At 74.2% G+C, this 23,002-nt stretch carries 24 protein-coding genes; 18 read left to right on the top strand and 6 right to left on the bottom strand.

Features of this window, described 5'->3' with window-relative positions; genetic code table 11:
• Positions 1–3 precede the first annotated feature (3 nt).
• From N912_RS54820 to N912_RS54810, 12 genes are read left to right on the top strand one after another with little or no spacing between them, the layout of a single operon-like run.
• On the top strand, positions 4–1,251 hold the full coding sequence (locus N912_RS54820) for a CaiB/BaiF CoA transferase family protein (protein WP_245645431.1): 1,248 nt from the start codon (positions 4–6) through the stop codon (positions 1,249–1,251).
• Positions 1,248–2,033 (top strand): enoyl-CoA hydratase/isomerase family protein, encoded by a 786-nt coding sequence (locus N912_RS0126720; protein ID WP_028924807.1) that lies wholly within the window; start codon positions 1,248–1,250, stop codon positions 2,031–2,033. Before N912_RS54820 ends, N912_RS0126720 begins: the two co-directional genes overlap by 4 nt.
• Complete coding sequence (locus N912_RS0126715; protein ID WP_084211235.1) at positions 2,030–3,205, top strand: acyl-CoA dehydrogenase family protein; 1,176 nt, start codon at positions 2,030–2,032, stop codon at positions 3,203–3,205. The genes N912_RS0126720 and N912_RS0126715 overlap by 4 nt, the downstream gene beginning before the upstream one ends.
• Positions 3,202–3,960 (top strand): SDR family NAD(P)-dependent oxidoreductase, encoded by a 759-nt coding sequence (locus N912_RS0126710; protein ID WP_028924805.1) that lies wholly within the window; start codon positions 3,202–3,204, stop codon positions 3,958–3,960. The genes N912_RS0126715 and N912_RS0126710 overlap by 4 nt, the downstream gene beginning before the upstream one ends.
• Before the next feature lie 13 nt (positions 3,961–3,973).
• Positions 3,974–4,843, top strand: a complete 870-nt coding sequence (locus tag N912_RS0126705) for a 3-hydroxyacyl-CoA dehydrogenase family protein (protein ID WP_028924804.1) — start codon at positions 3,974–3,976, stop codon at positions 4,841–4,843.
• Positions 4,844–4,854: 11 nt separating this feature from the next.
• Complete coding sequence (locus tag N912_RS0126700) at positions 4,855–5,718, top strand: 3-hydroxyacyl-CoA dehydrogenase family protein (protein WP_028924803.1); 864 nt, start codon at positions 4,855–4,857, stop codon at positions 5,716–5,718.
• Complete coding sequence (locus N912_RS0126695) at positions 5,715–6,488, top strand: enoyl-CoA hydratase-related protein (protein ID WP_028924802.1); 774 nt, start codon at positions 5,715–5,717, stop codon at positions 6,486–6,488. Before N912_RS0126700 ends, N912_RS0126695 begins: the two co-directional genes overlap by 4 nt.
• Positions 6,485–7,477 carry an acyl-CoA dehydrogenase family protein gene (locus tag N912_RS0126690; RefSeq protein WP_037066693.1) on the top strand — a complete coding sequence of 331 codons (993 nt, stop codon included), beginning with the start codon at positions 6,485–6,487 and terminating at the stop codon, positions 7,475–7,477. The genes N912_RS0126695 and N912_RS0126690 overlap by 4 nt, the downstream gene beginning before the upstream one ends.
• The gene (locus N912_RS54815; RefSeq protein ID WP_051580835.1) at positions 7,474–9,000 is read left to right on the top strand and encodes an AMP-binding protein; all 1,527 of its coding nucleotides are present in this window, start codon (positions 7,474–7,476) and stop codon (positions 8,998–9,000) included. The genes N912_RS0126690 and N912_RS54815 overlap by 4 nt, the downstream gene beginning before the upstream one ends.
• On the top strand, positions 8,997–10,082 hold the full coding sequence (locus N912_RS0126680) for a CaiB/BaiF CoA transferase family protein (protein ID WP_037066690.1): 1,086 nt from the start codon (positions 8,997–8,999) through the stop codon (positions 10,080–10,082). Before N912_RS54815 ends, N912_RS0126680 begins: the two co-directional genes overlap by 4 nt.
• Complete coding sequence (locus tag N912_RS0126675; protein WP_028924799.1) at positions 10,079–10,972, top strand: NAD(P)-dependent oxidoreductase; 894 nt, start codon at positions 10,079–10,081, stop codon at positions 10,970–10,972. The genes N912_RS0126680 and N912_RS0126675 overlap by 4 nt, the downstream gene beginning before the upstream one ends.
• Positions 10,969–12,213 (top strand): MmgE/PrpD family protein, encoded by a 1,245-nt coding sequence (locus tag N912_RS54810; protein ID WP_051580834.1) that lies wholly within the window; start codon positions 10,969–10,971, stop codon positions 12,211–12,213. Before N912_RS0126675 ends, N912_RS54810 begins: the two co-directional genes overlap by 4 nt.
• On the opposite strand, the gene N912_RS54805 is transcribed toward N912_RS54810, so the two are convergent.
• Complete coding sequence (locus N912_RS54805) at positions 12,190–12,894, bottom strand: cysteine hydrolase family protein (RefSeq protein WP_037066688.1); 705 nt, start codon at positions 12,892–12,894, stop codon at positions 12,190–12,192. The genes N912_RS54810 and N912_RS54805 overlap by 24 nt on opposite strands.
• Before the next feature lie 215 nt (positions 12,895–13,109).
• Between N912_RS54805 and N912_RS54800 the strand changes: the two genes are divergently transcribed.
• The gene (locus N912_RS54800) at positions 13,110–13,700 is read left to right on the top strand and encodes an alpha/beta fold hydrolase (protein ID WP_051580833.1); all 591 of its coding nucleotides are present in this window, start codon (positions 13,110–13,112) and stop codon (positions 13,698–13,700) included.
• Here the strand turns inward: N912_RS54800 and N912_RS0126655 are convergent.
• Complete coding sequence (locus N912_RS0126655) at positions 13,658–14,671, bottom strand: thiamine-phosphate kinase (protein ID WP_028924798.1); 1,014 nt, start codon at positions 14,669–14,671, stop codon at positions 13,658–13,660. The genes N912_RS54800 and N912_RS0126655 overlap by 43 nt on opposite strands.
• 114 nt (positions 14,672–14,785) lie before the next feature.
• Between N912_RS0126655 and N912_RS0126650 the strand changes: the two genes are divergently transcribed.
• The 4 genes from N912_RS0126650 (at position 14,786) to N912_RS0126635 (ending at position 17,183) form a co-directional block, all read left to right on the top strand.
• On the top strand, positions 14,786–15,022 hold the full coding sequence (locus N912_RS0126650) for an Lrp/AsnC ligand binding domain-containing protein (protein ID WP_028924797.1): 237 nt from the start codon (positions 14,786–14,788) through the stop codon (positions 15,020–15,022).
• A 41-nt stretch (positions 15,023–15,063) separates the two neighbouring features.
• Positions 15,064–15,612, top strand: coding sequence for a DUF3515 domain-containing protein (locus N912_RS0126645; RefSeq protein WP_028924796.1), 549 nt, complete (start codon positions 15,064–15,066; stop codon positions 15,610–15,612).
• A gap of 336 nt (positions 15,613–15,948) precedes the next feature.
• Entirely contained in the window at positions 15,949–16,275 is a 327-nt protein-coding gene (locus N912_RS0126640; RefSeq protein WP_028924795.1) for a hypothetical protein, read from the top strand.
• On the top strand, positions 16,269–17,183 hold the full coding sequence (locus N912_RS0126635; RefSeq protein ID WP_084211233.1) for an HTTM domain-containing protein: 915 nt from the start codon (positions 16,269–16,271) through the stop codon (positions 17,181–17,183). The genes N912_RS0126640 and N912_RS0126635 overlap by 7 nt, the downstream gene beginning before the upstream one ends.
• A 23-nt stretch (positions 17,184–17,206) precedes the next feature.
• On the opposite strand, the gene N912_RS0126630 is transcribed toward N912_RS0126635, so the two are convergent.
• The 4 genes from N912_RS0126630 to pdxR all read right to left on the bottom strand — a co-directional run bounded on the left by N912_RS0126630 (position 17,207) and on the right by pdxR (position 22,244).
• A complete protein-coding gene (locus N912_RS0126630; protein ID WP_037066682.1) occupies positions 17,207–18,640 on the bottom strand; it encodes a phytoene desaturase family protein in 1,434 nt (477 codons plus the stop codon).
• 10 nt (positions 18,641–18,650) lie between these two features.
• Positions 18,651–19,502 carry an SDR family NAD(P)-dependent oxidoreductase gene (locus tag N912_RS0126625; RefSeq protein WP_028924792.1) on the bottom strand — a complete coding sequence of 284 codons (852 nt, stop codon included), beginning with the start codon at positions 19,500–19,502 and terminating at the stop codon, positions 18,651–18,653.
• Positions 19,503–19,647: 145 nt separating this feature from the next.
• On the bottom strand, positions 19,648–20,763 hold the full coding sequence (locus tag N912_RS0126620) for a D-alanine--D-alanine ligase family protein (protein WP_037066680.1): 1,116 nt from the start codon (positions 20,761–20,763) through the stop codon (positions 19,648–19,650).
• 74 nt (positions 20,764–20,837) lie between these two features.
• Positions 20,838–22,244 (bottom strand): MocR-like pyridoxine biosynthesis transcription factor PdxR, encoded by a 1,407-nt coding sequence (gene pdxR, locus N912_RS0126615; RefSeq protein WP_037066894.1) that lies wholly within the window; start codon positions 22,242–22,244, stop codon positions 20,838–20,840.
• 94 nt (positions 22,245–22,338) lie between these two features.
• On the opposite strand from pdxR, the gene N912_RS0126610 reads away from it, so the two are divergent.
• Positions 22,339–22,995 carry a pyridoxamine 5'-phosphate oxidase family protein gene (locus N912_RS0126610; protein ID WP_156994083.1) on the top strand — a complete coding sequence of 219 codons (657 nt, stop codon included), beginning with the start codon at positions 22,339–22,341 and terminating at the stop codon, positions 22,993–22,995.
• The last annotated feature ends 7 nt before the right edge of the window (positions 22,996–23,002 follow it).

Raw genomic sequence — 23,002 nt, 5'->3', positions numbered from 1 at the left:
CCGGTGACGCTGCTCGAGGATGAGGCCGCTGCACCCGGCGCGCGGGCCGAGCTTCCGCTGTCCGGGATCCGGGTGGTGGACCTGAGCACCTCGTACGCGGGCCCGACCGCCACCATGTACCTGGCCGACCTGGGCGCGGAGGTCATCAAGGTCGAGCGGCCCGGCCGGGGCGACGACGCCAGGGGCTGGGGTCCGCCGTTCACCGGGGGCACCTCGGCCTGGTTCGCCTCGGCGAACCGCAACAAGCGCAGCGTCGTGCTGGACCTGCGCTCGCCGGGGGCGCGGCGGGTGCTGCACCGGCTACTCGCGGCGGCCGACGTGTTCGTGGAGAACCTCAACCCGGCCAAGCTGGACGGCCTCGGGCTGAGCCCGCGACGGCTGCGCGCCAGGTACCCGAGGCTGGTGTACTGCGCGCTGTCCGGGTTCGGGCTGGACGGCCCGGACGCGACGCTGCCCGGCTACGACCTGGTGGCGCAGGCGCGCTCGGGCCTGATGAGCGTGACCGGCGCGGCGGACGGCGCCCCGCAGCGGGTGTCCACCGCGCTGTCCGACATCGTGGCCGGGATGTCCGCCGCGCTGGCGATCACCGCCGCGCTGCGCCGCCAGGAGCGCACCGGGCTCGGTGACCTGGTCGACGTCGCGCTGCTGGAGTCGGACCTGGCGCTGATGGCGCCCCGGATCGCGGCGTTCCTGGCCGGCGAGCCGGAGCCCAGGCCCAGCGGCGGCACCGACTCCGTGCTGGCCGTCTACCAGCCCTTCGCCACCGAGGACCGGCCGATCGTGCTGGCCGTCGGGAGCGAGGCGATCTGGCGGCGGCTGTGCGACACGCTCGGGCTGGACGGGCTCGCGGACGATCCGGCGCTGGCCTCGAACGCGGGCCGGCGGGCCGAGCGCGAGCGGATCGTCGATGCCATACAGCGGCGGTTGCGCACCGCGGGCGCCGAGGAGTGGCTCGAACGACTGGCCGCGGCCGGGGTGCCGGCCGCGCCGGTGCAGCGGCTGGCCGAGGTGGTGGCCGACCGGCAGGTGGCGGCCAGGGGCAGCGTGCTGCGGCTGGACGGGGCGGACGGGCCGCACTTCGCGGTGCGCAGCCCGTGGCGACTGGCCGCCGCCGATCCCCCGGCCCGGCCGGCGCCGCCGCTGGGCGCGGACACCGAGGCGGTGCTGCGCGAGCACGGGTTCTCGGACGATGAGATCGACGGGCTCGCCTCGGAGGGTGCCGTGCAGATCGGGGCCGAGGTGGCGCAATGACTGATCCTCTCACCGTCGAGCGCGACGGCACGGTGGCCACCGTAATGATCAACCGCCCGGAAGTGCACAACGCGCTCAACGCGGCGGTGCTCACCGGGCTCGGCGAGGCGCTGCGCGAGCTGGCACGCGACGGGCGGACCCGGGCGGTGCTGCTCACCGGCGCGGGCCGCAAGGCGTTCAGCGCCGGCGCGGACCTCGACGAGCTGGCCCGGCTGGGGCCGGTGGACGCGCACCGGTTCCTGTCCGAGGGGCAGCGGGTGCTGCGGGCGGTGGCGGACAGCGAGCTGCCGGTGATCGCGGCGGTGAACGGGCTGGCGCTGGGCGGCGGGTGCGAGCTCGCGCTGGCGTGCACGTTCGCGGTGGCCGCCGAGGGCGCGGCGTTCGGCCTGCCGGAGGCGAACCTGGGGCTGATGCCGGGCTACGGCGGCACCCAGCGGCTGCCCAGGGCGGTGGGGAGGGCCACGGCGGCGTACCTGATGCTGACCGGCGACCGGCTGCCCGCGCGGCGCGCCTACGAGCTGGGCCTGCTGGCCGTGCCTCCGGCGGCCGACGACGAGTTGGGCGGCGTGTCGCGCGAGCTCGCGGACCGGGTGGCCGGGCGCAGTCCGGCGTCGGTGCGGGCGATCCTGGCGGCGCTGCGGCTGGGCGCGGACGCGCCGCTGGGCACCGGGCTGGCGCTGGAGTCCGCGCTGGCCGGGCTGGCGGTCGGCAACCCGGACGCGGTGGAGGGCGTCGCCGCGTTCCGGGAGAAGCGGGCGCCGTCGTTCGGGGATCAGCGATGACGCTGTCCGCGATGACGCTGGACGAACACGCGGCGGACGTCCTGCTGACCGAGGACGAGCGCGCGCTGCGCGACGAGGTCCGCGCCGTGGTGACCGCCGAGGTCGCGCCCAGGGCGGCGGGGTGGGACGCGAGCGGCGAGTTCGCGCACGACTCCTACCAGGCGCTGGCCACGGCCGGGCTGGGCGGGCTGATGTTCCCGTCCGCGCTGGGCGGGCGGGAGGCGTCGACGGTGGCGTACGCGCTGGCCATGGAGGAGATCGCGGCGGCCTGCGGTGCCACCAGCCTGATCTACATGACGCAGATGCACGCCGGCTACCCGATCATGCTGGCCGGGAGCGAGGAGCTGGCCCGGCGGTATGTGCCCGGGCTGTGCTCCGGCGAGCTGTACGGCTCGCTGGCCATCACCGAACCGAACGCCGGCTCGGACGTCTCTGCCCTGCGTACCTCCGCGCAACGCGACGGCGAGCACTACGTGATCGACGGCGCGAAGACGTTCATCACCACCGGCGACCGCGCGGACGTGATCGTCTGCTTCGCCACCGTGGACAGGGCCGCCGGCCGTTCCGGGATCACCGCGTTCGCGGTCGACGGCTCCACGCCAGGGCTGGGCAGGGGCCGCACGCTGGGCAAGATGGGCATGCACGGTTCGAGCACGGCGGAGCTGTTCTTCGACGGCGTGCGGGTGCCGGCGGCCGCGCGCCTGGGCGAGGAGGGCTCGGGCTGGCGGGTGGTGATGAGCTCGGTCGTCAAGTCCCGGATCAGCGCGGCCGCCCAGGGCGTCGGCCTGGCCAGGGGCGCGTACGAGCACACCCTCGCGGCGCTGCGGGCGCGCGGCGGTCCGATCCCGCCGGATGCCGCGTTCACGCTGGCCGGGCTGCGCACGGACATCCTGGCCGGCCGGCTGCTGCTGCTCGCCACGGCGCGGGCGGTGGACACGGACGCCGACACCGGCACCGCGGACGTCGCCATGATGAAGCTGGGCTGCACCGACCTCGGCTGGCGCACCGCGCTGGCCTGCACGGACGTGCTCGGCGCGGACGGCGACCTTGCCGAGCTGGGCGTCGAGCGGTACCTGCGCGACGCCAAGGTCACCCAGATCTACGACGGCACCAACGAGGTACAGCGACTGCTGATCGCCCGCGACACCGACAGACGGGGCGCAACGACATGACCGAACAGGCACTGGCCGGCCGGACCGCGATCGTGACCGGCGCCAGCAGGGGCATCGGCCGGGTCACCGCGCTCGCGCTGGCCGGAGCCGGCGCGGACGTGGCACTGGCCGCCCGGGACACGGACGCGCTGGACCGGGTGCGGGCCGAGGCCGAGAAGCTCGGCGTCCGCGCGGTCGCCACCCGCACGGACGTCACCCGGTCAGAAGACGTGCGGGCGATGGTCGCGGACACGGTCGCCGAGCTGGGTCGGGTGGACATCCTGGTGAACAACTCGGGCGTGGTGTCCAGCACCGAGCTGTTGGAGACGACCGACGCGGAGTGGGACCGGGTGCTGGACACGAACCTGCGCGGCACCTTCCTGGCCACCCGGGAGGTGGGCAGGCACCTGGTCGCGCAGGGCTCGGGGAAGGTCATCAACATGGCGTCCAACTTCGCCTTCAAGGGCATCCCCGGGCACGCCGCGTACTCCGCATCCAAAGCCGCGGTGGTGGCGTTCACCCGGTCCATGGCCCTGGAGTGGGCGCGGCACGGCGTGCAGGTCAACGCGCTCGCGCCGGGCTATGTCGCGACGGACCTCAACGCCGACGTCCGCGCCGACCCGGACGCGCTGAACCGGATCCTGCGCGGCGTCCCGGCCCGGCGGATGGGCAGGGCGGACGAGCTGGCGCCGTGGATCGTCCTGCTCGCCTCCCCCGCCTCGGACTTCATGACCGGAGAAACGATCGTCATCGACGGCGGCCAGGCCGCGCGCTAGAAAGGAGCATCGGGTGACCTACACCGTCGGAGTACTGGGCGGCGGCACCATGGGCTCGGGCATCGCCGTGGTGGCCGCCCGCGCCGGGCACCGCACGATCCTGCGGGACCTCGACGACGAGCGGGTCGGCGCCGGCCTGGACCGCGTCACATCGTTCCTGGACAAGAGCGCCGCGCTGGGCAAGCTCCCGTCGGACGTGGCGGAAAAAGCCAAGAGCGGCCTGTCCGGCGCCACCGACCTGGCCGACCTGGCCGACTGCGACGTGGTCATCGAGGCGATCTTCGAGGACGTCGAGCTGAAGCGGCGGACGTTCGCCGAGCTGGACGAGATCTGCAAGCCGGACACCCTGTTCCACACCAACACCTCCACGCTGTCGGTGACTGCCATCGCCGCCGGGTCCAGCCGCCCGGAGCGGGTGGTCGGCACGCACTACTGCAACCCGGCACCGCTGATGAAGCTGGTCGAGGTGGTGACCGGCCGGCAGACCGGCGCGGACGCCTACGAACGCACCCGGCGGTTCCTGGACTCGCTGGGCAAGACGTCGGTGACCGTCAAGGACTCCCCAGGCTTCCTGGTCAACCGGTTCCTCATCCCGTTCGAGAACAACTGCATCCGCGCGCTGGAGGCCGGCCGGGGCACCGTCGAGTCGATCGACAAGGCGGTGAGGTTCGGGCTGGGCTACCCGATGGGGCCGTTCACGCTGCTCGACATCGTGGGCCTGGACATCCACCGGGCGGTGTCGCTGAGCCTGTATGAGCAGCTTCGTGATCAGCGTTTCGCGCCGCCGCCGCTGGTCGAGCAGATGATCGCGGCCGGTCACCTTGGCCGCAAGACCGGCCGGGGCTTCCACACCTACGACGACGCCCGCCACTTCGGCAGCTGAGGGGGTTCTCGATGCGTTTCACCAAGGTCGCCGTGCTGGGCTTCGGCACCATGGGCGCCGGCATCGCGCAGGTCTGCGCCCAGGCCGGCCTGCCGGTGACGGTGCTGGAGACGGACGCCGCCCGGATCGCTGCCGGGCGGGAGCGGCTCGAGGCGTTCCTGGACGGCGGGGTCGCGCGCGGCAAGCTCACCCGCGACGACCGGACGGCGGTGCTGGACCGGGTCGCCGCGACCACCGAGGTGGCCGGGCTGGCCGGCGCGGACCTGGTCATCGAGGCGGTGGTGGAGGAGCTGGAGATCAAGCGCGCGCTGCTGCCTTCGGTGGCGGCCGCGGTGGGGCCGGACGCGGTGCTGGCCACCAACACCTCCGCGCTCGCGGTGACCCAGCTCGCCGCCGCCGTGCCGCGCCCGGAGCGGTTCGCCGGGCTGCACTTCTTCAACCCCGCGCCGGTGATGAAGCTGGTGGAGGTGGTCCGCGCGCTGCAAACCGATCAAGCCACCGTCGATGCGCTGCTGGCGTTCGCCGACGAGGTCGGAAAGGTGGCCGTGGAAGCCCCCGACCGCCCCGGGTTCCTGGTCAACCACCTGCTGATGCCGTACCTCAACGACGTGGTCCAGGCCTACGACGATCACCTGGCCACCGCCGAGGACATCGACCTCGCGCTGGAGCTGGGCCTGGGCTACCCCAAGGGTCCACTCGCGCTGCTGGACCTGATCGGGCTGGACGTGCACGAGCACGCCACCGCGAACGCCTACGGCGAGACCCTCGACCCCCAGTTCGCGCCGCCGCCGCTGCTGCGCCGGATGGTCGCCGCCGGCTACCTCGGCGCCAAGAGCGGGCGCGGTTTCCGCACCGGCCTGCAGGAGGGCACATGACGGACGACATCCTGGTCGACACCGCCGACGGCATCACCACGATCACGATCAACCGCCCGGAGGCGGGCAACAAGTTCCGCGTTCAGACCGCCCGTGAGCTGGCCGACGCGCTGCGCCGGTTCCGGGACGACCGCGAGCAGCGGGTCGCGATCCTGACCGGCGCGGGCGAGAAGTTCTTCTGCATCGGCGGCGAGCACGACCCGGTCACCACCGCCGACTACGGCGCGATCATGCCGATCGTCGACGTCTACGAGCTGATCGACACCGTGGCCAAGCCGGTCATCGCCGCCGTGAACGGCTACGCGGTGGGCGGCGGGAACGTGCTGCACGTGGTGTGCGACCTGACGATCGCGGCGGAGAACGCGCTGTTCCGCCAGGTCGGCCCGATCGTCGGCAGCTTCGACGCCGGGTACGGCACCTGGTACCTGGAGGACGTCGTCGGCCGCAAGCGCGCCAAGGAGATGTGGTACCTCAACCGCAAGTACACCGCGTCCCAGGCGCTGGAGATGGGCCTGGTCAACGAGGTGGTGCCGGCCGCGGAGCTGGCGGCGCGGGCCCGCGGGCTGGCCGTCGAGCTGAAGGCCAGGGGGCCACTCGCGCTGGCCGGGCTGAAGTCGGCGTTCTCCGGGCGGCACACCGGCGTCGCCGGGCAGGCCCGGATGGCGCACGACCAGCTGCTGTCGATGTACCTGCTCACCGAGGAGGCGCACGAGGTCAGCGCATCCTTCGCGCAGCGGCGCGCCCCCGACGACGGCAAGTTCTGGCGATGAACGGCCTGGAGCTGTCCGACGAGCAGCGCGCGCTGGTGGAGGTGCTGGACGCCGTCACCAACGGGCTCGACGACGACCTCGACGTGTCCGAGGCCGCCGCCGAGCTGGCCGCCCGCGGGTTGTGGGCGTTGGGCACCCCGGAGGCGCTCGGCGGGGGCGGCGCATCGCGGGCCACCGCGCTGCTGGCCGTCCAGCGGATCGCGCGGGTGTCGCCGCCGCTCGCGCTGGCCTGCGCGCACGCCGACGCCGCGGCGCACCTGCTGGCTCGGCCGCTCCCGGACGGGGCACTTGCCGCGCTGGTCGACGCCCGCTCCTCGACCGTCCACCTCGACGCGAGAACGCACGAGAACGGCCGCGTCCGGCTCACCGGCACGATCGACCGGATCGAGGCCACCGGCGCCGACCCCCTGCTCGTGGTGCTGGACCCGACGGTCCCCGGCGCCGCCGTCCTGGCCGCCGGCGTCACCTACGGGCCGCTACAACACACCACCGGGTTGAAAGGCCGCCGCCGCGCCACCCTCGACGCCGACTGCGACCTCGACCCGGCCGCGGACACGGCGACCGCCCGTACCCGGCTGCGCCTGGGTTGCGCGGCCGTAGCGTGCGGGATCGCGGAGGCCGCCGTGGACCTCGCGGTCGGCTACGCGGGCGAGCGCGAGCAGTTCGGCGACGTGCTGCTGGCGTTGCCGCCGGTGCGCGCCGCACTCGCCGAGGCCCGCCTGCGCCAGCGCCGCGCCACCCAGGCCCTGTTCGCGCTGGCCGCCGCCCCGCCGGACCCGGACCCGGACGCCGCCGCCGAGGCGCTGCGCGGCGCCACCCAGTCCGCGATCGAGGTGACCACCGCGGCCGTCCAGGCGCACGGCGGCTACGGATACCTGCGCGAGTACCGGGCGGAGCGGCTGCTGCGCGACGCGATCTCGCTGCGCGCCGCGTCCGGAGCCCTCGACGCCGCCCGCCACGCCGCCGACTCACTGGGAGGTCACCGATGACCGAGCCGATGACCCTGCGGTCGCTGCTCACCGACGCCGCCCGGCACGCCCCCGACCGAACCGCCGCGATCGGCGCCGACCGCCTCACCTACGCCGACCTCGACACCCTGGCCCACGACTACGCGACCGGCCTGGCCCAACTCGGCGTGACCCCCGGCGACCGGGTCGCGGTCATGCTCCCCAACCAGATCGAGTTTCCCGCCCTGATCTTCGCGATCCTCGAACTCGGCGCCGTCTACACCGGCATCCCGGTCGCCTACGGCGAGCGCGACGTCGAGACGATCCTGCGCCGCGCCGCCCCCACCGTCCTGGTCACGTCCGCCGCCGCCACCGCCCGCCGCGTCCTGCCCCGCCTCGCCACCCCACCCACCCTGGTCGTGGCCTATGACGCCCAGCCTCGCGAGATCCCGCTGGCCGAACTACCCGTGAGTGGCAATAGGCGCTATGGCACCCCTAGCCACTCACGGATTGTGTGCCACATCGGCTTCACCTCGGGCACCACCGGCGAGCCCAAGGGCGTGATGAACAGCCACGCCACGCTGCACGCGGTGCTGTCGAACTTCGCCCGGCACGCCGAGGTGGCCAGGCTGGCCGACCCGTTCGTGAACCTGGTGGCGTCGCCGGTCGGGCACCACACCGGGTTCCTCTGGGGCGTGCTGCTCACCACGTACCTGCGCGGCACCGCCGTCTACCTGGACAGATGGAACCCGCACCGGGCCGCCGAGGTGATCACCGAGCACGGCGTGACGGCGCTGTTCGGCGCGCCCACGTTCCTGCACGACCTGCTGGCCACCGACCTCGGCGCGGACTGCCCGCTGGCGCTCGCGGTGCTCGCCGGCGCGCCGATCCCCCGCGAGCTGCCGGCGGTGGCCGGCGAGCGGTTCGGCGCCGAGGTGTGCCCGGCGTGGGGGATGACGGAGTACGGCATCGGCGTCTCCTGGTCGCCCGCGCTGCCGGCGGACGCGCGGCGCACCGACGGGGTGGCGGTGCCCGGCTGCGAGGTCGGCGTGGTGGCGGCCGACGGGCGGCCCGCCGCGCCCGGCGAGGTGGGCGAGCTGCGGATCCGGGGTGAGGGGCTGTTCCTCGGCTACTACCAGCGCCCGGACGCCGACGCGGAGGCGTTCGAAGACGGCTGGTTCCGCACCGGCGACACCGCGGCGATCTCGCCGGAGGGCTACCTGAGCCTGCGCGGGCGGAGCAAGGACCTGATCATTCGCGGCGGGGAGAACATCCCGGTCGCGGACGTGGAGAGCCTGCTGTACGAACACCCGGACGTGGCCGGTGTCGCGGTGGTCGGGGTGCCCGACGACCGGCTGGGCGAACGGGCGTGCGCGGTGGTCGTCCCGGCCGACAGGCGCCCGGCCCTGGACGAGCTGTGCGGGTACCTGCTCGCGCACGGGGTGTCGAAGCACTTCCTGCCCGAGCGGCTGGAGCTGGTCGACGCGCTGCCGATGACGTCCAGCGGCAAGGTCAAGAAGGCCGAGCTGCGGTCCCGGCTGCGCGGCGCGGCGGTGGCTTCATGACGGCACCGGTGACGGCACCGCTGGCCGGGCTGCGGGTGGTGGACTTCTCCACCCTGCTGCCCGGCCCGCTGGCCACCCTGCTGCTGGCCGAGTCCGGCGCCGAGGTCGTCAAGATCGAACGCCCCGGGCAGGGCGACGAGATGCGCTCGTACCAGCCCCGGCTGGGGACGGCCAGCGCCAACTTCGCGCTGCTCAACCGCGGCAAGCTCAGCGTCGCCGCCGACCTCAAGGACCCCGGGCGCCGCGACGCCGTCGCGGAGCTGATGCGCGGCGCGGACGTGGTCGTCGAGCAGTTCCGGCCGGGCGTGATGGACCGCCTCGGGCTGGGGTACGAGCGGATCAGCCGGGACAACCCGGGCGTCGTGTACTGCTCGATCACCGGCCACGGCCAGCACGGACCGCGAGCGGACCGCGCCGGCCACGACCTGACCTACCTGGCCGAGACCGGCCTGCTGGACCTGGTGCGCGGCGCGGACGGCGACCCGCCGCTGCCCCCGGTGCTGGTCGCGGACATCGCAGGCGGCGCCTACCCCGCACTGTTCAACATCCTGCTCGCGCTCGCCGCGCGCGAGCGCACCGGCCGGGGCAGCCACCTGGACGTCTCCATGGCCGACAACGTGCGCCCGCTGGCCTACTGGGCGCTGGGCCAGCACCGGGCCACCGGCGAGTGGCCGGAGCCGAGCACCGGCCTGGTCACCGGCGGCAGCCCGCGCTACCGGGTCTACCGCACGGCCGACGGCCGGCACCTGGCCGCCGCGCCGCTGGAGGAGCGGTTCTGGCGGCGGTTCTGCGAGCTGATCGAGCTTCCGGAGCGGTTCCGCGACGACGCCGCCGACCCCGCCGCCACGATCGCGGCCGTCGCCGAGCGGGTGGCGCTGCGCACCGCCGCCGACTGGGAGGCCAGGTTCGCCGGCCAGGACGTGTGCTGCGCGGTGGTCGCCACGCTCGCCGAGGCCTTCCCGGCCGGCGGCACGGACGCGCTCCCCCTCCCACTCGCCCCCGCCCTGCGCCCCGCCGCCTCCGGCCGCCCCTACCCCGCGCTCGACGAGCACGCCGCCCTCCTGAACGGCTGGCCGAGGTGAGCGGCGGGCTCGGGTTCGTCGGCGTGGGGCGGATGGCCGGCCCGATGGCGCGGCGGTGCGTCGAGCGCGGCTGGCACGCGCACCTGCTGGACCCCTCCCCCGCCGCGACCGCCCCGTTCCGAGGGACGCCGTCGGTGACCGTGCACGACCGGCTCGACGGCCTGGTCGCGGCGTCGGAGATCGTGCTGCTGAGCCTGCCCACCCCGGAGGCACTGCGGGAGGTGTGCGCCGAGCTGGTGGACGGCGGCGCGGAAGGACGGGTCGTGGTGAGCACCTCGACCGCCGGGGTCGACGCCACCCGGGCGGTGGCCGCCGAGCTGGCCGCCGCCGGGGTGTCCTTCGTGGATGCCCCGGTCAGCGGCGGCGTGGCGGGCGCCGAGCGCGGCACCCTGACGATCATCGCGGCCGGCGTCCCTGACGCCGTCGCGCGGTGCCGTCCGGTGTTCGACGCGATCGGCGAGGCGGTGTTCCACGTCGGCGCCGAACCGGGCCAGGCGCAGGTCATGAAGGTGGCCAACAACGTGCTGTCGCTGGGCGCGCTGGCCGCCGCCGCCGAGGCCACCGCCGTCACCGCCAAGGCCGGCATCCCGCTGGACGTGGCGGTCGAGGTGCTCAACGCCAGCTCCGGACGCAGCTCCGCGACCGCCGTGAAGTTCCCGAACCACGTCCTGTCCGGCGCGTTCGACTTCGGCTTCCCCGCCGCGGGGGCGCTCAAGGACGTCACGCTGTTCGACCGGCTGGCCGCCGAGATGGGCATACCCGCTCCGCTGGCCAGGGCGGTGGTGGCGTGCTGGCGGCGGACCGTGGACGACGGCTACGGCGACGAGGACTGCACCCGGATCGTGACCCGGTACCGCCGCCTCGCCGGCCTCGACGACGACGCACCGTGACCGCCGCCCCGCACGACGCCGCCGAGCTGTGGCGGCTGGCCCGCCGCGCCGCCGACACCGCCGACGAGCACACCCTGGCCCGCGCCGCCGGCTGCCTGGCCGCCGCGCTGGTCGACATGATCGCCTCCGCCCGCGACGAGCGCTATCTCACCGTCGCCCGCGCGCTCGCCGCCGAACCCGGGCCCTGCACGGTGACCGGCCTGACCGGCGGCCGGGCCAGCGGCGCGGCGGTGATCGCCAACGCGTTCCTGACCCACGCCCGGCTCACCGACGACTCCTACCGGGTGGCCGCCCACCCCGGCCTCGCCGTCGTCCCGCCCGCGCTGGCCGCGGTGGAAGCGCGCGCCGCCGCCGGGCGCCCGGTGCGCGGGCGCGAGCTGCTGCGCGCCCTGGTCGGCGGCTACGAGTGCGGCTGCCTGCTCGCCGACGCGCTGCTGCCCGAGGTGTCGCGCCGGGGCTGGCGGGTGACGTCCGCGATCGCGCCGCTGGCCGCCGCCGCGACCACCGCGCTGCTGCACGAACTGTCCGACGCCGACGCCGCGCACGCGCTCGCGCTGGCCGCCTCCGGCGCGGGCGGTCCGCTCGCCGTGGTGTCCGGCGACGGCGACGCCTGGCGGCTGCAGCCCGCGCTGGCCACCGGCTCCGGCGTGTACGCCACGTCCGCCGCGATGGCCGGCCTGGGCAGCGGGCCGGGCGTGCTGTCCGGCCGGCACGGGCTGTACTCGCTGCTCGGCGGCTCGGCCCAGCTGTCCGACGGACGGCCGGCCGCCGTGCACCGCGTGACGTTCAAACGACACCCGGTCGCCATGTACGGCCAGTCCGTCTTCGAGGCCCTCCGCTCGTCACCCGCCCCGAACGGCCAACTGCGCCGGGTCGTGGTGCGGCTCGCGCCGTTCGCCGCCGCGTACGGCCACGACAGCGACACCGCGTCGATCGCCAGCATCCAGGGCATCACCCACAGCGCGCTGCGCACCTTCCACGCCGCCAGGGCGGAGGTCCCGGTCGAGGTGGTCGGCGACCCCGCCCTCGGCGACCTCACCGCCGTCCTCGACCTCGTGTTCGCCGACGCCCGCACCGTCACCCTGACCGGCGACGGCGACACCAGCGGCTGGACCGCGCCCGACTTCCACGACCACTGCACCGCCCGCGCCGGCGCCCACGGCGAGTCCGTCCTCAAAGCGGCCACCGCACTCCTGACCGTCCCGGACACCACGGCTCTACTGACCGCCTGGCGTGCCTAGTTTCTCGAGGTAGTCGACCGTCTCGTCCAGGCTGACCACGTCGGCGTACTTCATGTGCATGTCGAACAGGTTGACCTTGTGCGAGATCTGGCTGCGGTCGGCGCTGCACTCGAACGGGACGATGACGTTGAAGTTGTACTGGAACGCGTCCAGCACGCTGGCCCGCACGCACCCGCTGGTGGTCATGCCGGTGACGATCACGGTGTCGCAGCCGTTGTGCACCAGGTAGGAGACCAGCGGCGTGCCGAAGAACGCGCTGGGCTTGGTGCCCTTGTCGATGACGATCTCACCCGCCATCGGCGCCAGCTCCTCGACGATCACGTCGCCCGGCGGGGTGCCCTCCGGCAGCGGCGCGGGCGCGCGGTTCACCTTCCACCGGCCGCGCTGGGCCGCCGGCAGCTCGGCGTCCGGCTCCGGGTAGCCCCTGGTGAAGTAGATCGGCAGCCCGGCCGCCCGCGCCGAGGCCAGCAGGCTCGCGTTCGCCCGCACCGCCGGGTAGCCCGTCGGGCTCCAGCCGGTCGGGTAGGCGGAGTCGACGAACGCCCTGGTCATGTCCACGACCACCACGGCGGGCCGGACGCCGGCGGTCAGCGGGCGGTGCTGGTCGTCGAAACCGCGCCCGAACGCGGCGAGATCTTCTTCGGGAATCACGCCGGCCCACGGCTTGCTGGCTGAGCTCATGTCTTCCTCCTCGTGTCGAGGGCGGCGGACGTCGCTGTCAGATGTCGAACATTAGCCTCGTGGGTTTTCCGCTGTCAACGGCGCTCGCGCGGTCTTGTCGGACCCCGCTGCCAGCATGTCGGCATGGACCTCGCCATCCCCGGGCTCCGGGAGCGGTCGGTGGACGTCGGCGGCCGCGTGCTGCGTGTCGCCCACGGCGGCGCCGGGCCGCCCTGGTGGCCTTCCGCGCCGCGCTCGACCACCCCGGGGTCGTCACCCACCTCGGAGTGATCGACGTGATCCCGACAGTCGACATGTGGGAGTCGCTGTCCGGCACGTTCGGCGTGTTCGCCTTCCACCTCTACCTGCTCGCGCAGCCCACCGACCTGGCCGAACGGATGATCCGGGCCGATCCGGACGCGTTCTTCGGGCACTTCCTGGACGCCTGGGCGCCCGAGCCCGCGACCATCCCCGACCAGGTCCGGGCCGCCTACCTGGCCGCCGCCCGCCGGCCCGAGGCGGTGCGCGCGATCTGCGAGGACTACCGGGCCAGCGCGTTCGTCGACGGCGAGCACGACCGTGCCGACCGGGATGCCGGCCGCCGGACCACCGCGCCCACCCTGGCGATCTGGCAGGACCCTGGCGGCGTGGCGCTCCCGTTCGACCCGGAAGCGGTGTGGCGGCGCTGGGCTCCCGACCCGCGCACGCTCGTGCTGCCCGGCGGGCACTTCCTCCCGGAGGCCCGCCCCCGTCAGGTCGCCGCCGCGATCGGCGAGCTGCTCGGTCAGCGCGCGGAGAAGTGGTCCCAGCCGGCGGCGCCGTCGTAGGGCTCGCCGTCCACGGTCACCCCGGCGCCGGCCCGCACGGTGCCGACGGGCGTCCAGCCCTCGGGCAGCGCCGGCAGCGCGATGCCGGCCGGGAACGTGGCGGCCAGCGCGTGGTCCTCGCCGCCGGTGAGCAGCCAGCGCAGCGGGTCGGCGCCCAGGGCGGCGGCGGCGCGGGCCAGCTCGGGGGCCACCGGCAGGGCGGCGGCGCGGACGTCCACGGCCACCGAGGAGGCCAGCGCGACGTGGCCGACGTCGGCGAGCAGCCCGTCCGAGACGTCGATCATCGCGGTGGCGCCGGCCCGGGCGGCGGCCGGGCCCGCGGAGTACGGCGGCGCCGGCACCCGGTGCGCGGCCACCACGTCGGCCAGCTCGCCGGCCAACTCGCCGGCCAACTCGTCCGCGGCATGGCGGCCCGACGACAGCGCGGCCAGGCCGGCGGCCGACCGGCCCAGGCGACCGGCCACCGCGAGCACGTCCCCCGGGCGGGCGCCCGACCTGGTCACCGGGCTCCGGCCGGCGAGGTCGCCGAGCACTGTGACCGAAACCACCACCTCGGGCGCGGAGACCACATCGCCCCCGACCACCCCGGCACCCGTCGCCGCCGCCTCCGCCCACAGGCCCTCGGTGAGCCCCTCCACCAGCGAGGCGGGCGTCTCCGGCGGGCAGCCGATGGCGACCAGCAGCGCCGTCGGCACCGCTCCCATCGCGCTCACGTCCGCCATGTTGACCGCCGCCGCCTTGCGGCCGACCTGGACCGGAGTCGACCAGTCCAGTCGGAAATGGACCCCTTCCACCAGCATGTCCGTGCTGGCCAGCACCCGGCCGTCGGGCGTCGCGAGCACGGCGGCGTCGTCCCCGGGGCCGAGCAGCGTGCCGGGCGGCTGGACGCGCCCGGCGGTCACGCGCGCGATCAGGCCGAACTCGCCCAGATCGGCTACCGTGGCCGGGCGCGCGGGGTCACGGTCGGCCACGGGAACGCTCCGTTCAGCGGATCATGTGTCTGATGACGCGGGGAGCCGCGGTACGTTCTCCCCGCTGTCGTTCCTACCCGAGAGGCGACACCACGTACGGAAGAGGGGCACACTGTGGTCCAGGCATACATCCTGATCCAGACCGAAGTGGGCAAGGCGTCCGCCGTCGCGGCGGAGATCTCCGGGCTGGCCGGAGTGCTGTCCGCGGAGGATGTGACGGGCCCCTATGACGTGATCGTCCGCGCCGAGGCGGACACCATGGACAACCTGGGGCGACTGGTCGTCGCGCAGGTGCAGAACGTCGCCGGCATCACCCGCACCCTCACCTGCCCGGTGGTCCACCTGTCCTGACCGGCACGCAACCAGCAGGAACCAGCACCGAGCCGACAGCCGTGCGCACCGCGCCCCGCCGGCACCCGGCCATGATCCTGATCTTCGTACTGCCGGTGCTGCTGCTGCTGGCCGCCGTGGTCCTGGGCCTGGTCGCCAAGGGGCGCGGCCCGAACGGCGCCCCGACCCCGGCCCCCGCCCCCGCCGGCCCGCTCGCGCTGCCCCCGGTGGACGCCCCGGACGCCGGCTCGCCGTCCTGCGCCCGGCTGCTCGCCACGCTGCCCGCCGAGCTCGCCGCGAGCCCCCGGCCGCTGCCCCGGCTCCCGCTCGCTTCCCCCGCCCCGGAGGGCGCCGTGGCCTGGGCCGGCGTCGAACGCGCCCGGCCGGTGATCCTGCGCTGCGGACTGCCCCGCCCGCCCGAGCTGACCCCCACCTCGGCGCTCATCGTGATCAACGGGGTGAGCTGGCTGTCGCTGTCCGAGCCGGACCGCGACACGTTCATCGCCGTGGATCGCCCCGTCTACCTGGCGCTCACGGTCCCGCGCGGGCTGGGCACCGGGCCGGTGCAGACGGTCTCGGACGCGGTGCGCGCCGCGCTCCCGGCCCGCTGACCGAACCGAACGGGCACGTTCGACTTTTCGATGCCATTTCGCAACGAAATTTGTGTTGCGAACGACTTCGGACTAGTGACACGGCCGGACGGCCGATTGTTGTTGGCGCAAATTATACCCCAAAACGGTGAATCGGGGTTCCCGCCGTGACCTGCGGGGACCGTGGTATACCTTTCCGGAAGTGCCAGGGTCGGTACGCGTGAACGTCACGGCGAAGGGCGCCTGACGTGATCATGCTCACCGTTCCTTGACCGAGACTTGCGTGCATGATCTCCGGACGACGCGGGCGGTTGGACTCCGGAGGAGGACGAACCGACACCGCTGAAGGACCTGACAATGAAACGGACCGTTGCCAAGCGGCTACTCCTCGGGATATTCCTTCTCGAGGCCGTCGTTCCCGCGTTCTTGTTGGTCACGACGGATCCGCCAAGGAAGTTCGCCTGGAGCATGTACGCCAACACTCCGGTTCCGAGCGTCTTCCGATACGTCGGGGTCACCCCCGGCAACGAGAAGGTGATGCTCGACGCGGCCGAGGTCGGAAGCCCGTGGAGCTCGATTCACTACGGACCCGAAACACTCCGGATGCTCTGCGAAAGGCACGCCGAGGTGGACTCGGTCATCCGCTACCAGGACGGACGACTAGAGAGGAGTGAGCGATGCTAAAAGTGCCCGATCTGGTACCGGCCCGACCCTTGGCCGTCTTCCGCATCATCGTCGGGCTGGCAGTGGCCGTCAAAGGTCTTGAATATGCCGGTAAGTCATTGTTCTACGCCGACCCAGAGCCGCTCTACGACTTCTTGCCGGATCTGCCGCGCATGGCGTGGGCAATTCTGACGATTCCCATGGTCGCGGCGGGCGTCCTGCTCGTGCTCGGGATCAGGACCCGCCTGGCCGCCCTCGTCGCCGGCCTCGCCACCTTCGCCTTCATCACCGGCGCCTACTACGTGAACCACACGTACATGCTCGCCACGCTGGCGCTGATGCTGGCGCTCACGGACTCTGGCGCGGCGCTCTCCCCGCGCAGCCGCCGAGGCTCGGGGACGGAACAGGTATGGGGTCCCCCGGTGTACCTGTTGCGCGCGCAGATCTCCATCGTCTACATCTACGCCGCCCTCAGTAAGATCAACATCGACTTTCTGTCGGGCAACGTCCTGGCGTGGGCGGGATTCCAGTCGATGTTCGCTCCCAACTCGATCCGAATCATGCCCCTGCTCATGCCGATGGCCATCGGCTCCGTCGCCGTCGAGATTTTCATCGGCACCGGCCTGTGGGTGCCCCGGCTGCGGCCGCTCGTGGTGAAGCTCGGCGTTCTTCTCCACTTCGGCATGGTCGTGTTCATCAGCCCGAACCTCGTGGCCGCCGTCGATCTCGTCCTCTTCGCCGCGCTGATGATCGCGGGCTACGGACTCTTCTATCACCCGCTCCCCGACTTCTTTGTGCGCGTCGTTTCCGGAACCTGGCGACGGATCGTTCCGGCGCGCTCGGCCGCCATGCCGGAAACGATCCCGCCCCCCGGTACGCCGCCGTCGACGCCCGACACACCGCCGGCGGCGCCCGGTATTCGACGCTGAGCCAGCGGTCGAGCGATCAAGCGTCAGCGGACGCGGCGCAGGTGCCGTAGGGCGGCCAGCGCCGCGTTCGCGCCGCACATGCCGTGCGCGCCGGGCCCCGGCGGGGTGGCCGCCGAGCAGATGAACATGCCGGGGACACCGGTGTGGTACGGGCGGAGCGTGGCGCGCGGCCCGAACACGAGCTGCCGCGCGTCCTTGGCGCCGGTCACGATGTCCCCGCCGACGTAGTTGGCGTTGTAGGCCTCGAACTCGGCGGGGGTGCGCGAGGCGCTGGCGACGATGCGGTCCCGGAACCCCGGGGCGAACCGCTCGATCTGGGCGGTGATCGCCTCGGTGGCGTCGCCGGTGTACCCGTGCGGCACGTGCGCGTAGGTCCACAGCGGGTGGACCCGGCCCGCCGAGCGGCTCGGGTCGGCCAGGTACTGCTGGCCCACCAGCACGAACGGGCGCTCCGGCAAGCGCCCGGCGTGGACGGCCCGCTCCCCCGCCGCGACCTCGGCGAGTGGCCCTCCGACGTGCACGGTGCCGGCGCGGCGGGCGTGCTCGTTGGTCCACGGCACGCCGTCCTCGACCGCGAAGTCGACCTTGAACGCGGCCGGGCCGTGCCGGTAGCGGCGGTAGGCGCGGGCGACCCTGGCCGGCAGCCGGTCGGCGAGGATGCGCGCGACCGCCCCTGGCGCCAGGTCGAACAGCGTCACGTCGGCGGGCGGCAGCTGGGAACCGGCGGTGATGGGCGCGTCGGTCTCGATCTTGCCGCCGAGTTCGACCAGCAGCGCGGCCAGCGCCTTCGTGATCGCCCCGGAGCCGCCGACCGCGACCGGCCAGCCGTACCGGTGCCCGGCGGTGATGATGCCCACACCGATCGCCGAGGTCAGTGGGTGGTGCAACGGCCGGAACGCGTGCGCGGCGACGCCGGCGAACAGCGCCCGCGCGGGCTCGGTGGCGAACACCCGCGCCAGCGCAGCGCCCGGCGCCACGGTGGGCACCCCGAAACGGGCCAGCGCCAGCGGGTGCCGGGGGACCCGCACCAGCGGCCCCATGATGTCCTCGCTCAGCGCGTCGAACCGTTCCGAAGGCCGGCCGAACAGCGCCCGCCAGCGCCGCCCGTCCCGGCGGCCCAGCCCGGCGGCGGTGGCGTCGATCGAGCGGTACAGCACGCCCGCGTCCCCGCCGTCCAGCGGGTGTACGCAGTCGATCTCCGGCCACGCCCAGGCCAGGCCGTGGCGTTCCAGGTCGAGGCCGGCCAGGAACGCCGACCCGACGGCCATCGGGTGGAACGCCGAGCAGTGGTCGTGCAGCAGGCCGGGCACCAGCGCCTCGCCGGAGCGCGCGCCGCCGCCGACCTCCCCGGCCGCCTCGAACACGGTGACCGCCATACCCCGCTCGGCCAGCGCGACCGCGGCGGCGAGCCCGTTCGGTCCGCCGCCCACCACCGTCGCCGTGCCGTCATGGTCCACGAAGTGGACGTTACGCGGTCTTCAGGACCCGCTCGGTCAGGGCGCGCGCGGCGGCCATCAGGTCCGGGGTGAGCGCGCCGGTCAGGGCGTCCGTCGGGGCGCAGTCCGCGTCGATGACCAGCCCGGTCGCGCCGTCGAGCGAGGGGTCGGTTGCCGCGAACACGACCGAGCGCGCCGCCTCGGCCGCCGGGCGCTCCGTCACCCGGGCCTGGATCTGCTCCCACTGTGGCCGCAGCGCGGGCGGCAGGATCTCGGGCGTCATCTCGGCGGAGCTCGGGGTCGCGGCCGGGCCGGGGTCGGCGGCGAACACCGAGACCCCGCTGCCGCGCAGCCGTTCGGCCAGCTCCCGGTTGTAGGCGAGGTGCGCGAGCTTCGCCCGACCGGATGCCGTAATACCGTAATACGGCTCGGGCGCCTCGACGTCGTCGTACGCCGGCGTCCCCGCCATCAGCGCCACCGTGATCGACGACGAGGTGACGTCCACGATCCTGCTCGGAGCGCCCTCGGCCACCGCGTCGACCAGCGCCTCGGTCAGCACCGTCGCGGAGAGGTGGTTGACGGCGAAGCTGGCCTCGATGCCGTCGACGGTGTTCCACCGTTTCGACCACATGCCGCCGACGTTGTTCACCAGCAGCTCCACCGGCCCCCGCTCGGCGAGCCGCTCCCCCAGCGCCCGCACCTCGCCCAGCACCGACAGGTCCGCCCTGACGAACCGCGCGCCACCGATCCGCCGCACGGCCTGCCTGCCGTGCTCCGGGCTGCGCCCCACGATCGTCACCGCATACCCGCGATCGCTCAACGCACGCGCGACCTCGAAGCCGATCCCCCGGGTCCCCGCCGTGACAACCGCCGTCCGCGCCATGCCCCCAGCACACCGAACCGCCGGCCCCCTGTCCAACCCCCGCCCGGCATGCCCCCATGCCCCACCGGCACCGCACACCGCATAGCTTGCTGGGGCACCGCGCATGGTGCGGGGTGTGCGGTACCCCAGGTAGGTGTGCGGCGAGTTACCTGAGGCCGGTGCCCCTGGCCAGGGCGGTCTCGACCAGGGTGGTGAGCAGGGTCGGGTAGTCGATGCCGGTGACCGCCCACATCTTGGGGTACATCGAGATCGGGGTGAACCCGGGCATGGTGTTGATCTCGTTGAGCACGACGTCGCCGTCCTCCCGGACGAAGAAGTCGACCCTGGCCAGCCCCTGGCAGTCCAGCGCGGTGAACGCGGCGACCGCGAGCTCCTGGATCCGTTGGGTGGTCGCGTCGGAGAGCTTGGCCGGGATGTCGAACTCGCACACGTCGTCGAGGTACTTCGCGGCGAAGTCGTAGAACTGTGGGATCGACTCCTCATCGCCGGAGCCGACCAGCCGGATCTCCGCCGGCACGCTGGCCTGGACCGAACCGTCCGGGAACTCCAGCACGCCGCACTCCACCTCGCGGCCGGCGACGGCGGCCTCCACCAGCACCTTCGGGTCCAGCGCCCGGGCGGTGTCGATGGCCGCCGGCAGGTCCGCCCACTCGGTGACCTTCGTGATCCCCACCGACGACCCGGCCCGCGCCGGCTTGACGAACACCGGCAGCCCGAGCCGCTCGCGCTGCTCCTCGCTCAGGGTGGCCACCCCGGGCCGCAGCACGACCAGGTCCCCGACCGGCAGGCCCTCCGCGGCCAGCAGCTTCTTGGTGAACTCCTTGTCCATGGCGGCCGCGCTGGACAGCACCCCGGGCCCGACGTACGGCGTGCCGGCCAGCTCCAGCAGCCCCTGGATGGTGCCGTCCTCGCCGTACGCGCCGTGCAGCACCGGGAACACCACGTCCACCGCGCCGAGCACCTCGCCGCCGCGTCCCTGATCCAGCCGCACCAGCCCGCCCCGGGTCGGGTCGGCGGGCAGCGCCAGCGCCGTGCCCGTCGGGTCGACCGCCGGCAGCCGCCTGTCGTGGATCTCCAGCGCCCTCGGGTCGTCGCGGCCGAGCACCCAGCCGCCGTCCGTGGTGATCCCCACCGGCACCACCTCGAACCGGTCCCGGTCCAGGTGGGCGAGCACGCTGCTCGCCGACACGCAGGAGATGGCGTGCTCGCTGCTGCGCCCGCCGAACACCACCGCGATCCGGATCCGCCCCTGTCGCTCCATGGCCGGCGAGCGTAGCCGCCCCTCGCATCCGCCGACGTCACGACCCGTGAGTGGTTAGCGTTGCTATGACAACGCTAACCACTCACGGGGTCTGACCAGGCACGACGGACCAGGTCGGCCACGATGGCGACGCCTCGGTCCAGGGCGGGGCGCGGTGGGCGGGCGTAGCCGAGGGAGACGCCGAACGCCGAGGGAGGGCAGCGGTGGCAGTCCAGGAGGCCCTGGAGGAGGACGCCGGCCTCGGCGGCGGCGGCCATCAGTGCGCGCTCGGCGGCGGCCGACGGGAGCGTGACCCGCAGGTGTGCGCCGGCGGCGTCGCCGAGCAGCGCGGCGCCGGTCCCGGACAGCGCCGCGACCACCCGCGCCCGGCGTTCGGTGAGCTCGGCGCGCAGCCGGCGCAGGTGGCGGGCCAGGTCGCCGTAGTCGGCCAGGGCGGCGAACACGAGCTGGCCGGCGGGCGACGGGCGCATCCCGGCCCGCTCCCTGGCGGCGAGCAGCTCGGCGTGCATCGCCGGCGGCGCGACCAGCCAGCCGACGCCGAGCGTGGGGGTGAGCAGCTTGCTCGACGTGCCCAGGTAGGCGACCACGTCCGGGCCGAGCGCGGCCAGCAGCGGCAGCGGCGCCACGTCGTAGCGCAGCTCGCCGTCGTAGTCGTCCTCCAGCACCAGGAAGCCCTCCGCGCGCGCCCGCTCCACCAGCGCGACCCGCCGCGCCGCCGAGAGCCGGGGCCCCAGCGGGAACTGGTGCGCCGGCGTGCAGTACACGGCGGCCAGCCCGGACGGCAGCCGGTCCACCCGCAGCCCGTCGCCGTCCACCGGGACCGGCACCAGCCGGATGCCCCTGGCGACCAGCGTCTCGGCGGCGCGGCGGTACCCGGGCTCCTCGAAGCCGACGCTCGCGCCCGCCGGCAACAGCGCGGCCAGCTCGTCCAGCGCGTCGGTGGTCCCGGCGGTGGCCAGCACCTGGTCGGCGCCGGCGGGCAGGCCTCGGTGGCGCAGCAGGTGGTCCACCACCGCCTGCCGGAACTCCAGCGCGCCCGCGTAGTCGGGCTCGCCGGCCGGGACGCGGTCGGACGCGACCCGCCAGGCCCGCCGCCACGCCGCCCGGTCCAGCGCGTCCAGGCAGGGCCGCCCGCTGGTGAGGTCGATGGCGCCGGCGGCCGCGACCGGTCGGCCGGACGTGGGCGCGTGCGCGGCGGCGGTGGCGGGCCGGTGCCGCGCCGAGGGCGGGGCCGCCGTGACGAACGTGCCCGAGCCACGCCTGCCCACCAGCCAGCCCTCGGCCAGCAGCTGGTCATAGGCCGCGGCGGTCACCGTCCGGCTGACCCCGAGCCGGCTGGCCAGCGCCCGGGTGGAGGCCAGCCGGTCCCCGACCCGGAGCAGCCCGCCGCTCGCCGCCGCCCGCAGCGCGTCGGCGACCTGCACCGCCAGCGGTTCGGGCCGGCAACGGTCGAGCACGATCGGCAGGTCGTCGGCGAGCACGGTATGCACACCCCCGGGAAGTGGACTGCGTTGATTGTGCCGAAATGGCACTGTCAGGGTGCCACTGGCCGGGCCGACCATCGAACCCGTGAGCATCCAACCGCTGTCTCCCACCACCCGCAGCACCCCGCGCCGCCACTCCGAACGCGGCCGCTCCGAGCGCGCCGAGCTGTACGCCGTCCTGGACGAGGCGCTGATCTGCCACCTCGGCGTGGTGCTGGACGGCGCGCCGGTGGTGCTGCCGACCTGCTTCGGACGCCTCGACGACACGCTCTACCTGCACGGGTCCAGCGGCGCGAGCAGCCTGCGCGCCGGCCACGGCACCCCGGTCTGCGTGACGGTCACGCTGCTGGACGCGCTGGTGTACGCGCGCTCGGTGTTCAGCCACTCCGCGAACTACCGCTCGGCGGTGGTGCACGGCACCGCCCGCGCGGTCACCGACACCGACGAGAAGCTGGCCGGCCTGCGCGCCGTGGTGGAGCACACCACGCCCGGCTCCTGGCTGCACGCCCGCCAACCGACCAAGAAGGAGCTGGCGGCCACCGGTGTGCTCGCGCTCGACCTGGCCGAGGCCAGCGTGAAGATCCGCAGCGGCCCGCCGATCGACGAGGAACCGGACGTCGAGGCCGGGACGTCCTGGGCCGGCGTGGTGCCACTGCGCACCAGCTTCGGCGCGCCCGAGCCGTGCCCGCTGCTCCCGCCCGACACCGCTGTACCCCCGCACGTGCTGCGCCGAAGGGCCGTGAGCTGAAGCCGCC

This window comes from Actinospineispora acaciae DSM 45401, assembly GCF_000620785.1.
GTDB lineage: Bacteria > Actinomycetota > Actinomycetes > Mycobacteriales > Pseudonocardiaceae > Pseudonocardia > Pseudonocardia acaciae.
Note: the sequence above shows the minus strand (reverse complement) of the source record. Positions and strands in the feature narration are given on the sequence as shown.

Coding starts and splice junctions, on each gene's coding strand:
- N912_RS54815 (WP_051580835.1), top strand. CDS start 7,474: ATGACCGAGCCGATGACCCTGCGGTCGCTGCTCACCGACGCCGCCCGG.
- N912_RS0126635 (WP_084211233.1), top strand. CDS start 16,269: ATGCTAAAAGTGCCCGATCTGGTACCGGCCCGACCCTTGGCCGTCTTC.
- N912_RS0126700 (WP_028924803.1), top strand. CDS start 4,855: ATGCGTTTCACCAAGGTCGCCGTGCTGGGCTTCGGCACCATGGGCGCC.
- N912_RS0126715 (WP_084211235.1), top strand. CDS start 2,030: ATGACGCTGTCCGCGATGACGCTGGACGAACACGCGGCGGACGTCCTG.
- N912_RS0126640 (WP_028924795.1), top strand. CDS start 15,949: ATGAAACGGACCGTTGCCAAGCGGCTACTCCTCGGGATATTCCTTCTC.
- N912_RS0126680 (WP_037066690.1), top strand. CDS start 8,997: ATGACGGCACCGGTGACGGCACCGCTGGCCGGGCTGCGGGTGGTGGAC.
- N912_RS0126710 (WP_028924805.1), top strand. CDS start 3,202: ATGACCGAACAGGCACTGGCCGGCCGGACCGCGATCGTGACCGGCGCC.
- N912_RS54805 (WP_037066688.1), bottom strand. CDS start 12,894: ATGAGCTCAGCCAGCAAGCCGTGGGCCGGCGTGATTCCCGAAGAAGAT.
- N912_RS0126720 (WP_028924807.1), top strand. CDS start 1,248: ATGACTGATCCTCTCACCGTCGAGCGCGACGGCACGGTGGCCACCGTA.
- N912_RS0126625 (WP_028924792.1), bottom strand. CDS start 19,502: ATGGCGCGGACGGCGGTTGTCACGGCGGGGACCCGGGGGATCGGCTTC.
- N912_RS0126690 (WP_037066693.1), top strand. CDS start 6,485: ATGAACGGCCTGGAGCTGTCCGACGAGCAGCGCGCGCTGGTGGAGGTG.
- N912_RS0126620 (WP_037066680.1), bottom strand. CDS start 20,763: ATGGAGCGACAGGGGCGGATCCGGATCGCGGTGGTGTTCGGCGGGCGC.
- N912_RS0126695 (WP_028924802.1), top strand. CDS start 5,715: ATGACGGACGACATCCTGGTCGACACCGCCGACGGCATCACCACGATC.